Consider the following 11,538-nt stretch of genomic DNA (forward strand, 5'->3'; position numbering starts at 1 on the left):
TCGGCGCGACGCGGTCGACATGGCCGCAGCCGCCATCATGGTCGGCCTGACCTTTTCCTGGGGGCTGAACTACGTCGCCGCCAAGATCTCCTATGCAGGCTATGATCCCGTCTTCCTATCGATCGCGCGTTCGGTCATCGGTGGTTTCTGCGTCTTTCTCTGGTGCCGCTGGCGCGGCATTGCGCTGTTCAGCAGGGATGGGACATTGCCGGCGGGCATTGCGGTCGGCGTGCTTTTCGGCGTTGAGTTCCTTTGTCTCTACGTTGGCCTGGAGCATACGACCGTGGCGCGCAATACGCTGCTGGTCAACTCAATGCCGTTCTGGATGCTGATCGGCGGCCATTTCCTGCTCGGCGAACAGATCACCATGCGCAAGTTTCTCGGCCTGCTGTTGGCCTTCGCCGGTCTTGCCACGGTCTTTTCCGACAAGCTCGGCGGTAGCGGAGACATGCTGTTCGGTGATCTCCTGAGCCTCGGTTCGGGGTTTTTCTGGGCCCTGACCAATATCCTTATCAAACGATCAAAACTGGTCGAGGCGAGTGCGGAAAAACTGCTGCTCTATCAACTCGCCGGCGCGGCGATCGTTGGGATGATGGTGCTGCCTCTTGCCGGCCCACCGGTGCGCGATCCGTCCCTGTTGCCGACATTGGCGCTGCTTTTCCAGGCGGTCTATATCGTCGCTTTCACCTATGTGCTCTGGTTCTGGCTGCTGCGCCGCTATCCGGCTTCAGGCTTGTCCAGCTTCACCTTCCTGTCGCCGGTCTTCGGTGTCCTGTGCGGTGCGATCATCTTGAACGAGCCGCTGACCATTCGCATTTTTCTTGCACTTGGCTTGATTGCGGCCGGCCTGATCATCGTCAACCGGCCGGCACGCAAGCTGATACCGGTGTAAGAAAGGCACTTCATGCGTGATATCCTCAACGACCTCGAAGCGGGCAAGTATCTTTCCGATCCGGATCCGGTGCGTCGCGCCCAGATTCAGATGAAGACGCCGCTGCCCAAGCGCTTCTATAAGGAGGTCTCGGTCGCGTCGGCGGAAGGCGGCTTTGCCGTCCATCTCGACGGCAAGCCGGTGCGCACGCCGGGCAAGGCAATGCTGGCGCTGCCGACCGAGGCGGCCGCGACGCTGGTTGCCGGCGAGTTCGCGGAACAGGGCGAGACGATCAATCCGATGACGATGCCGGTGATGCGGCTGGTCAACACCGCCATCGATGGCGTGGCCAGCGATCCGCAGGCGGTGCTGGAAGACATTCTGCGTTTTGCCTCGTCGGATCTGCTCTGTTATCGCGCCGATGCCCCGCAAGGGCTGGTCGAGCGGCAGAACGAGCGGTGGGATCCCGTCATCGACTGGGCTCGCGCAGCACTTGGGGCCCGTTTCAACCTTGCCGAGGGCATCATCCATGTCGAGCAGCCACGCGAAACCATTGCCGTGCTGGGCAGCCATCTGGCGCAACGCGCCGAACCGCTGCGCCTTGCCGCCATCCATGTCATGACATCGTTGACCGGCTCGGCATTGCTGGCGTTGGCGGTCGATTTCGGCGAGCTCGACGGCGAGGAGGCCTGGGCCGCCGGCCATGTCGATGAGGACTGGCAGATCGCACAGTGGGGACAGGACGCCGAAGCCGTCGCGCGCCGCGCCGCTCGCAAACGGGACATGATGGCCGCCGTCAGCTTGCTCGAAGCGCTGCGGGCCTGAGGGCTTCGCTCCGCCTTCGCACTGCACCTAATACGAAAGTCATAATCCCATCGTCGCGGTGCCCTTTCCCCGCCCTTTCTGCCATTTTTCCTGTGTTGGCTGCGTCTTTGAGTCCGCGTTCGGAGGAGAACGCGGACGTCGGCGCACAGCATCGAAGTCTCACGGGAGGATAGCTCTATGGCAATGGCATCGACCGCCGGCGGAACGAGCCGCGGCATGACGCGGGAGGAGAAGAAAGTCATCTTCGCTTCCTCGCTCGGCACTGTTTTCGAATGGTACGATTTCTATCTCTACGGCTCACTGGCGGCTTTCATCGGCTCGACCTTTTTCAGTCCGACCATTCCCGAGGCAACGCGCAACATCTTCGCGCTGCTGGCCTTTGCCGCAGGCTTCCTGGTTCGCCCGTTCGGCGCGCTGCTGTTCGGTCGCATCGGCGACCTCGTCGGCCGCAAATACACGTTCCTGGTCACAATGACGATCATGGGCCTGTCGACCTTCCTGGTCGGTCTGCTGCCCGGCTATGCAACCTTGGGCATCGCGGCTCCGGTGATCCTTATCGTCCTGCGCATGCTGCAGGGTTTGGCGCTGGGCGGCGAATATGGCGGCGCTGCGACCTATGTCGCCGAACATGCACCCGATGACCGCCGTGGCTTCTACACCTCATGGATCCAGACAACAGCGACGCTCGGCCTGTTCCTGTCGCTGATCGTCATCCTGATCGTACAGGGATCGCTGAGCAAGGAGACCTACGCCGCCTGGGGCTGGCGCATTCCGTTCATCGTCTCTTTCCTGCTGCTCGCCGTTTCGATCTGGATCCGGTTGTCACTCTCGGAGTCTCCGACCTTCCAGAAGATGAAGGACGAAGGCAAGGGCTCAAAGGCGCCGCTCTCGGAAGCCTTTGGTCAGTGGAAGAACGCCAAGATCGCGCTCCTGGCGCTGCTCGGCCTCACAGCCGGTCAGGCCGTGGTTTGGTACAACGGCCAGTTCTACGCGCTGTTCTTCCTGCAGAATGTGCTGAAGGTCGACGCGCAGTCGGTCAACATCATGATCGCCATCGCGCTGGCTATCGGCTCGATCTTCTTCGTCGTCTTCGGCTGGCTCTCCGACAAGATCGGCCGCAAGCCGATCATCATGGCTGGCCTTGCGCTGGCCATTGTCTGTACCTTCCCGCTGTTCAAGGCGTTGACCTGGGCCGCTAATCCGGCGCTCGCCAAGGCTCAGCAGAGCACTCGGGCAACGGTGACGGCAGCTCCCGGCGACTGCAAGTTCCAGTTCAATCCGGTCGGCACGGCGAAGTTCACGACGTCCTGCGACATCGCGACTTCGTTCCTGACCAAGAACTCGGTTCCCTATGAAGTGGTGTCGACGGCTGCGGCCGGGACGCCTGCGTCAGTCAAGATCGGTACAGAGACAGTGGCGTCCTACGATGCGGTCGCCGCCGGCGATCAGGCCAAGGCTAAGGACGCCGCCTTCGTCAAGGCAGTCAACATGTCCTTGCAGGACGGCGGCTATCCGCTGAAGCGAGCGCCGATCAAGGTCGCGGACCAGAAACTCGATGCCTTCATCGCAGCCAATCCTGAACTTAAGCTCGACGCGGCCGCCATCCGCGGCGGTGAAAAGGCAGCGGTGCCGACCGACCAGGCGGTTAAGGACAAGCTCTTGACCGCCGATGAGGCAGCGGGCGCCCCCGAGGTCACCGTCTACAACATACCGGGCGGCGGTGCCTTTGCTATGTTCGCCGATCCGGCGGCGGTTAACTGGCCGATGACGATCGGCATCCTGTTCATCCTGGTCCTGTTCGTGACCATGGTCTATGGGCCGATCGCGGCGATCCTTGTCGAGATGTTCCCGACTCGCATTCGGTACACGGGCATGTCATTGCCCTACCACATCGGCAACGGCTGGTTCGGCGGCCTGCTGCCGGCGACGGTGTTCGCGCTCAGCGCCTACAAGGGCGACATCTACTACGGTCTTTGGTATCCGGTGGTCATCGCGGCGATGACGCTGATCATCGGCATGATCTTCGTCAAGGACACGCTCGGCACCGACCTGCATGCCAAGGAATAGCCGGTAGGCCAGAACGAAAAGTCCGGCGCGAGCGATCGCGCCGGACTCTTTTATTCAAGATCGACGTGGAAGGGCTCAGCTCTTCCGCTGCGGGTCTTCATCCTCGACGGCGGCCTCGTGGTACCAGCCATCGAAATCGGCGTGCTCGCCGCGAAGCGCGGCAAGCTCTGCCGCGAATTTGGCCTTGGCGCCTAAATTTAAGGCAGACCTGCGCGCTGCCAGCGGGAACATCAGGATTTTCGCCGACGGACGCGATTGCGTGACTTGCATTGCCGGTCTCCCCGCTTTTTCAGGCGCTCGTTGATTCAGCTTTCACCAAAATAGGTCCTGCGATTCATTTAGGCAATATGCCTATGAAAAGATCATGATTTGCCTATGATTTAAGCAATATTGCTGCCTGGATCATCCGCAAGCATTGCTGAGGCGGCTCATTAAAATAATCGCCTGGGCACGATCATTTTGCCGCACCCCGCGAGAGCCGAGTGGCACACGAATTGCTTTTTACCCATCGGCAGGCCGGCCTGTTTCGGCCATGCATCGACATCCGCCTGCTTGCGGTGTCCAAGCAACGAGAGGCTCTAGAATGACCAAATACAAGCTCGAGTATATCTGGCTCGATGGATACACCCCGGTCCCGAATCTTCGCGGCAAGACGCAGATCAAGGAATTCGCTGAGTTCCCGACGCTCGAGCAGCTGCCGCTGTGGGGTTTCGACGGATCCTCGACGCAGCAGGCCGAGGGCCACAGCTCCGATTGCGTGCTGAAGCCGGTCGCGGTCTATCCCGATCCGGCCCGCACCAACGGCGTGCTCGTCATGTGCGAAGTCATGATGCCCGACGGCGTTACGCCGCATGCATCGAACAAGCGCGCCACCATCCTCGACGACGAAGGCGCCTGGTTCGGCTTCGAGCAGGAGTATTTCTTCTACAAGGACGGCCGTCCGCTCGGCTTCCCCGAGAGCGGCTATCCCGCACCGCAGGGGCCGTACTATACCGGCGTCGGCTACTCGAATGTCGGCTCCGTTGCGCGCCAGATCGTCGAGGAACATCTTGATCTCTGCCTCGCGGCCGGCATCAACCATGAAGGCATCAACGCCGAAGTGGCGAAGGGGCAGTGGGAATTCCAGATATTCGGCAAGGGTTCCAAAAAGGCCGCCGACCAGATGTGGATGGCCCGCTATCTGATGCAGCGCTTGACCGAAAAGTACGGCATCGACATCGAATACCACTGCAAGCCCCTCGGCGACACCGACTGGAACGGCTCGGGCATGCATGCCAATTTCTCGACCACCTATATGCGTGAAGTCGGCGGCAAGGCCTATTTCGAAGCGCTGATGGCGGCTTTCGACAAGAACCTGATGGACCACATCGCCGTCTACGGCCCGGACAACGACAAACGTCTGACCGGCAAGCACGAGACCGCGCCGTGGAACAGGTTCAGCTATGGCATCGCCGATCGCGGCGCCTCGATCCGCGTCCCGCATTCGTTCGTCAAGAACGATTACAAGGGCTATCTGGAAGACCGCCGTCCGAACTCGCAGGGCGACCCCTACCAGATCGCCTCGCAGATCCTGAAGACGATCGCTTCGGTGCCGGCGAGCGCAGAGATTTCGGCCGCCGCCTGATCCGTTTTATGGCGCGCTTCAATGCGCGGCAGATGGATGTTCTTGCAATACAGGCCTGGGCGGAAGCGCCCGGGCCTTTCTTTTTACCGACCCGACATGACGCCACGCGCGGTCAGCGTCGTCACCGACTGCCCCGGAGCGGCGAATTCCCCCAAAAAAAGTCAGGTTGAAAAACAACGAGCGGTTTCACCGAAACGAGCGGCTTTGGCTGACGCTCCTTGCCGCTACTCGTCTCGTGCGGTTCCAAGTTTTCATTGAAAAAGCCCGGAAAACAGCCTGTTTCAGCTCGGTTCGTACGCGGCGGTCCTTTATATAAGCCACTGTTCATACATTGAAATCGGCGATTTATGCCTCCGTGTGGCGGCGTTGACAGGCTACGCCGCGGCATGCGTATTCGTGGCCTTGGGGTTACGCCAAGCGATGCTGTTCGAACGGGGCGGGGGTTTCGTGAACGACGGCATTGGCGGGGGCGCCGGACGAGCGGGCATTGCAGCCTGAGGCAGTGTGCCGCTCGCTCCTGGCGATTGATTGCGTCCCCCAAAAAAGCAAGTTGACCATCGTTGCGTGGCTGCCCGCACGCAATCCATCGATGAGCCTTTGGATCAGCAAAAAGCCCTTGAAGGGGGAAAACCTTCAAGGGCCTTGAAACATTATTCGAGCGGAATCCTAGACCGAATAGTACATGTCGTACTCGACCGGATGCGGGGTCATTTCGAAGCGCATCACTTCGGCCATCTTGAGCTCGATATAGCTATCGATCTGGTCGTCGTCGAAGACGCCGCCGGCCTTCAGGAAGCCGCGGTCCTTGTCGAGGCTCTGGAGCGCTTCGCGCAGCGAACCGCAGACGGTCGGGATCTTCTTCAGTTCCTTCGGCGGCAGGTCGTAGAGATCCTTGTCCATCGGCTGTCCCGGATGGATCTTGTTCTTGATACCGTCGAGACCTGCCATCAGCATGGCGGCGAAAGCGAGGTAGGGGTTCGCGCCCGGATCGGGGAAGCGGACTTCGACGCGCTTGGCCTTTGGTGAGCTGCCGAACGGGATGCGGCAGGAAGCCGAACGGTTGCGCGCCGAATAGGCAAGCAGCACCGGCGCCTCGTAGCCCGGCACCAGGCGCTTGTAGGAGTTGGTCAGCGGGTTGGTGAAGGCGTTGATCGCCTTGGCATGCTTGATGATGCCGCCGATGTAGAACAGGCAGCTCTCCGAAAGACCGGCATATTCATTGCCGGCGAAAGTCGGCTTGCCGCCTTTCCAGATCGACTGGTGAACGTGCATGCCCGAGCCGTTATCGCCGAAGATCGGCTTCGGCATGAAGGTGGCCGTCTTGCCATAGGCATTGGCGACCTGGTGCACGACGTACTTGTAGATCAGCATCTTGTCGGCGTTGCGGACAAGCGTGTCGAACTTGATGCCGAGCTCGTGCTGGGCGGCTGCCACCTCGTGGTGGTGCTTTTCGACGCGCACGCCCATTTCGGCGAGTACGGTCAGCATTTCGGAGCGCATGTCCTGCGCTGAATCGATCGGCGGCACCGGGAAATAGCCGCCCTTGATGCGCGGGCGGTGGCCGAGGTTGCCGGTCTCGTAATCGGTGTCATCGTTCGACGGCAGTTCCGTCGAATCGAGCTTGAAGCCGGTGTTATACGGATCGGCCTTGTATTTCACGTCGTCGAACACGAAGAACTCGGCTTCCGGGCCGACATAGATCGTGTCGCCGATGCCTTCCGACTTCATGTAGGCCTCGGCCTTCTTGGCGGTGCCGCGCGGGTCGCGGTTGTAGGATTCGCCCGAGACCGGATCGAGAATGTCGCACAGGATGACCATGGTCGACTGCGCGAAGAACGGGTCCATGTGGACGGTGTCCGGATCGGGCATCAGCACCATGTCGGATTCGTTGATGGCCTTCCAGCCGGCGATCGAGGAGCCGTCGAACATGACACCGTCGGCGAACATGTCTTCCTCGACCTCGACGACATCCATGGTGACGTGCTGCAGCTTGCCCTTCGGGTCGGTGAAGCGCAGGTCGACGAATTTCACGTCGTTGTCCTTGATCTGCTTCATGATGTCTTTGGCTGTCGTCATGTCATGTAATCCCTGTGTGCTGACGTTTTTTGATGGATGACGTTTCTTAGAGGATGGCCGGCTCGGATCAAACCGCGTCCATTCCGGTTTCGCCGGTGCGGATGCGCACCACTTCCTCGATGTTGGAGACGAAGATCTTGCCGTCCCCGATGCGGCCGGTCTGGGCCGCCTTGCGGATTGCCTCGATCGCGCCTTCCACGGCATCGTCGCCAAGGACGACCTCGATTTTCACCTTGGGCAGGAAATCGACGACATATTCAGCGCCGCGGTAGAGTTCGGTATGACCCTTCTGGCGGCCGAAGCCTTTGGCCTCGGTCACTGTAATGCCTTGCAGTCCGGCCTCCTGAAGCGCTTCCTTCACTTCGTCCAGCTTGAATGGCTTGATGATCGCTTCGATCTTTTTCATGTAAAAAGTGGCCTCCACTGCCAAAAAAACGGGTTGTGAGCCCCCGCTTGCGCCTCAATCAAGCACGAACTGTGCCAGTCGGAGGGAACAGAAGCGGTGTCATACGATTTCAAAGTCATGTCACGCCCATATGCAAATTCGCGTCATTCGCTGCATCGGAACCGGCATAGATGGCTGCAGCCTACCCGGCACGACTGTGCATGTCTGCCCAATATTCGGGCAAATTGCTCATCCTGCGGGCAGATCGGTGCCTGCAATCCTCGCGCCGATCGACGTGCTCATGACAGCGCCAACTCCTCCCCGTTTGCGTCGAGCCGAAAACTGGACAATGCTTGATCGAATGCGGATCGGCAATCCATGAGCCACGAACTTCTTACCTCCGCCGAGATGGGCGAGGCGGATCGGCTGACAATTGCAGCAGGTCCAACCGACGGCGTTGGATTGATGCGCCGTGCCGGGCAGGCCGTCGCGACCGAAGTGCTCAGCCGCTATCCCTCGGCAGCGCATGTCCATGTGTTATGCGGCCCGGGCAACAATGGCGGCGACGGTTATGTCGTCGCTCGCATTCTGGCCGGCAGCGGTGTCGCCACCACGGTCTGGACGTCTGGCCCGCCGAGGCCGGGTAGCGACGCGGCAGTCGCCGCCGCGGAATGCCCCATCAAGCCCCGACCGCTATCGGACTTTGATCCCGGTCCCCGCTCGATGGTGGTCGATGCGCTTTATGGGGCAGGGCTGTCCAAGCCGCTGTCCGGCGACGCCGCCAGGGCGGTCGATCTGGCCGCCAAGCTGCATTTGCGGGTTGTCGCCGTCGACCTGCCTTCCGGCATTTCCGGTGACAGCGGCAAAGTGCTCGGAACGTCGTTTTCAGCAGACCTCACAGTGACCTTCGCGCGCAAGAAACCCGGCCATCTGCTGCTGCCGGGCCGGGAAAGATGCGGCGAGATCGTGCTTGCCGATATCGGCATAGTGGCGGAGATCATCGCAAGGCTGCAGCCCCGCACGTTCGAGAACGGACCAGCGCTTTGGTTGCGCGATTTACCGGTGCCGGCAATCGATGCCCACAAATACAAGCGCGGTCATGTCGGCGTCTTTTCCGGCGGGCCGAGCGCCACCGGCGCGGCGCGGCTCTCAGCCCTTGCCGCTGCCCGAAGCGGGGCAGGGGCGGTGACGGTTCTGTCGCCGGGCAACGCCATGCAGGTCAATGCCGCGCACCTGACCTCGATCATGCTGCGCAAGGCCGACGAAGCTGCCGACATAGAAGCATTCGTCGGGGAGCGCCGGCCATCGGCCTTCGTTCTCGGGCCCGGCTTTGGCATCGGCGAAAAAACCCGGGCGTTCGCACTTGCGCTACTCGCGTCGGGCAAGCCGGCCGCGTCCACCGGAATTGACGGCCTGGTCTTCGACGCCGACGCGATCACCTCGTTTCGTGAGGCGCCGGATGTCTTGTTCGAAGCCGCCCGCAGGCCGGACGCGCCCGCGCTGGTGATGACACCGCACGAAGGCGAATTCGCCAGGCTGTTCGCGGATATCGCCGATGACAATGTCTCGTCCAAGCTGGACAAGGCACGCGCGGCGGCAGCGCGCGCCAATGCCGTCATCGTCTACAAGGGCGCCGACACGGTGATCGCCGCTCCCGACGGCAGAGCGGCGATCAATTCCAACGGCGTGGCCTGGCTTGCCACCGCAGGATCGGGCGATGTGTTGTCCGGCATCACGGCCGGCCTGCTTGCCCAAGGCATGCCGGCTTTCGAAGCGGCCTGCGCGGCGGTCTGGATCCATGCCGAGGCCGGCAGTCGGTTCGGGCCGGGGTTGATCGCCGAGGATTTGCCGCTGGCGATGGTGCCGGTGCTGCGCGAACTGGTGGCTGCCGGAGGAGGGCGCTGATCAACCGCACTTGAGCGATGACCTCGACACCGTTCACAGTGGGATGTTGTCGTGCTTCTTCCAGGGGTTCTGCATATCCTTGTTGCGCAGCATGCGAAGCGCCCGGGCCATGCGGCGGCGGGTCGAATGCGGCATGATCACCTCGTCGACATAGCCGCGCTCGGCGGCCACGAAAGGCGACAGGAAGCGGTCCTCGTAAGCCTTTGTATGAGCCGCGATCTTTTCGGCATCGCCGATGTCCTTGCGGTAGATGATCTCGACCGCGCCTCTCGCCCCCATGACGGCGATCTGCGCCGTCGGCCAGGCATAGTTCATGTCGCCGCGCAGATGTTTTGACGCCATCACATCATAGGCGCCGCCATAGGCCTTGCGGGTGATCACGGTGATCTTCGGCACGGTCGCCTCGGCATAGGCGAAAAGCAGCTTGGCGCCGTGCTTGATCAGCCCGCCATATTCCTGCGCCGTGCCCGGCAAAAAGCCTGGAACATCGACAAAGGTAACGATGGGAATAGAAAAACAGTCGCAGAAGCGCACGAAGCGCGCCGCCTTGCGGCTGGCGTCGGAATCGAGCACGCCGGCCAGCACCATCGGCTGGTTGGCGACAAAGCCGACGGTACGGCCTTCGACCCGGCCGAAACCGGTGACGATGTTCTTGGCAAAACTCTGCTGGATCTCGAAGAAGTCACCTTCGTCGGCGACCTTCAGGATCAATTCCTTGATGTCGTAAGGCTTGTTGGCGTTGTCGGGGATCAGCCGGTCGAGCGACATGTCATGGTCGGTGACCGACTGGAAGCATTCGATCTCAGGGATCTCCGACGTGTTGGAAGTTGGCAACAGGTCGATCAGCCGCCGCATCTGCAGGAGCGCCTCGACGTCATTGTCATAGGCGCCGTCGGCGATCGAGGACTTCGTCGTGTGCACCGACGCGCCGCCGAGGCTCTCGGCGGTCACCGTCTCATTGGTTACGGTCTTCACCACGTCCGGTCCGGTGACGAACATGTAGGAGGTGTCGCGCACCATGAAGATGAAGTCGGTCATGGCGGGCGAATAGACGTCACCGCCGGCGCATGGGCCCATGATGACCGAAATCTGCGGAATGACGCCGGACGCAAGCACGTTGCGCTGAAAGATCTCGGCATAGCCGCCGAGGGCTGCCACGCCCTCCTGGATACGCGCCCCGCCGGCATCGTAGAGGCCGATGATTGGCGCACGGTTGCGCAGCGCCATCTCCTGCACCTTGATGACCTTCTCGGCATGGGCTTCCGACAGCGAACCGCCGAACACGGTGAAATCCTTGGCGAAGAGGTAAACGGGACGGCCATTGACCGTGCCCCAGCCGGTGACGACGCCATCGCCGGCGATCTTTGTCTTCTCCATGCCGAAATCGGTCGAGCGGTGCTCGACATACATGTCGAATTCCTCGAACGAGCCTTCGTCGAGAAACACTTCGATGCGTTCGCGCGCGGTGAGCTTGCCCTTCTTGTGCTGCGCATCGATACGGGCCTGGCCACCACCCATGCGGGCGATGTCGCGCCGCCGCTCGAGTTCCTTCAGCACGTCCTTCATCGTTCGATCCCCAAAATCGGAAGCTGCGTTTGTGGTAATGATGCCGGTCGGGGAGTGCAAGCGTCGGCTTTTTGGCTGGTTTTTGCTGCACCGCAACATTGCGCCCCTTGCATTCCAGGCCGAACTCAGCCATATGCAGCCCATAGGCGCTTGGGCCGGGAGATTCCGGCCTTCTCGACAAATGAGACTGGTTGCGTCTGTTTTCCCTCTTTCCGGTAT

At 61.2% G+C, this 11,538-nt stretch carries 9 protein-coding genes; 5 read left to right on the top strand and 4 right to left on the bottom strand.

The window, feature by feature from the left end; genetic code table 11:
• Window positions 1-19: 19 nt before the first annotated feature.
• From LB524_RS24005 to LB524_RS24015, 3 genes are all read left to right on the top strand, one after another.
• Window positions 20-892, top strand: a complete 873-nt coding sequence (locus LB524_RS24005; RefSeq protein ID WP_051041371.1) for a DMT family transporter — start codon at window positions 20-22, stop codon at window positions 890-892.
• Window positions 893-904: 12 nt separating this feature from the next.
• A complete protein-coding gene (locus LB524_RS24010) occupies window positions 905-1,696 on the top strand; it encodes an ATP12 family chaperone protein (RefSeq protein WP_015317965.1) in 792 nt (263 codons plus the stop codon).
• A 177-nt stretch (window positions 1,697-1,873) separates the two neighbouring features.
• Window positions 1,874-3,763, top strand: coding sequence for an MFS transporter (locus tag LB524_RS24015; RefSeq protein ID WP_140664349.1), 1,890 nt, complete (start codon window positions 1,874-1,876; stop codon window positions 3,761-3,763).
• Between the two features lie 75 nt (window positions 3,764-3,838).
• Here the strand turns inward: LB524_RS24015 and LB524_RS24020 are convergent, their stop codons facing one another.
• Complete coding sequence (locus LB524_RS24020; RefSeq protein WP_140873988.1) at window positions 3,839-4,033, bottom strand: DUF2735 domain-containing protein; 195 nt, start codon at window positions 4,031-4,033, stop codon at window positions 3,839-3,841.
• A gap of 313 nt (window positions 4,034-4,346) precedes the next feature.
• On the opposite strand from LB524_RS24020, the gene LB524_RS24025 reads away from it, so the two are divergent.
• Window positions 4,347-5,387, top strand: coding sequence for a glutamine synthetase beta-grasp domain-containing protein (locus LB524_RS24025; RefSeq protein WP_015317962.1), 1,041 nt, complete (start codon window positions 4,347-4,349; stop codon window positions 5,385-5,387).
• 666 nt (window positions 5,388-6,053) lie between these two features.
• On the opposite strand, the gene glnA is transcribed toward LB524_RS24025, so the two are convergent.
• Both glnA and LB524_RS24035 read right to left on the bottom strand, forming a co-directional pair.
• The gene (glnA, locus tag LB524_RS24030) at window positions 6,054-7,463 is read right to left on the bottom strand and encodes a type I glutamate--ammonia ligase (RefSeq protein WP_015317961.1); all 1,410 of its coding nucleotides are present in this window, start codon (window positions 7,461-7,463) and stop codon (window positions 6,054-6,056) included.
• A 67-nt stretch (window positions 7,464-7,530) separates the two neighbouring features.
• Window positions 7,531-7,869, bottom strand: coding sequence for a P-II family nitrogen regulator (locus tag LB524_RS24035; RefSeq protein WP_006205430.1), 339 nt, complete (start codon window positions 7,867-7,869; stop codon window positions 7,531-7,533).
• Between the two features lie 357 nt (window positions 7,870-8,226).
• Between LB524_RS24035 and LB524_RS24040 the strand changes: the two genes are divergently transcribed.
• Window positions 8,227-9,753: an NAD(P)H-hydrate dehydratase gene (locus tag LB524_RS24040; RefSeq protein ID WP_224530747.1), complete on the top strand. Its 1,527-nt coding sequence runs from the start codon at window positions 8,227-8,229 to the stop codon at window positions 9,751-9,753.
• Window positions 9,754-9,786: 33 nt separating this feature from the next.
• Here LB524_RS24040 and LB524_RS24045 read toward each other — a convergent pair whose 3' ends face one another.
• Complete coding sequence (locus LB524_RS24045; RefSeq protein WP_224530749.1) at window positions 9,787-11,319, bottom strand: acyl-CoA carboxylase subunit beta; 1,533 nt, start codon at window positions 11,317-11,319, stop codon at window positions 9,787-9,789.
• Window positions 11,320-11,538 lie beyond the last annotated feature (219 nt).

This window comes from Mesorhizobium sp. ESP6-5 (assembly GCF_020164695.1).
Lineage (GTDB): Bacteria > Pseudomonadota > Alphaproteobacteria > Rhizobiales > Rhizobiaceae > Mesorhizobium > Mesorhizobium australicum.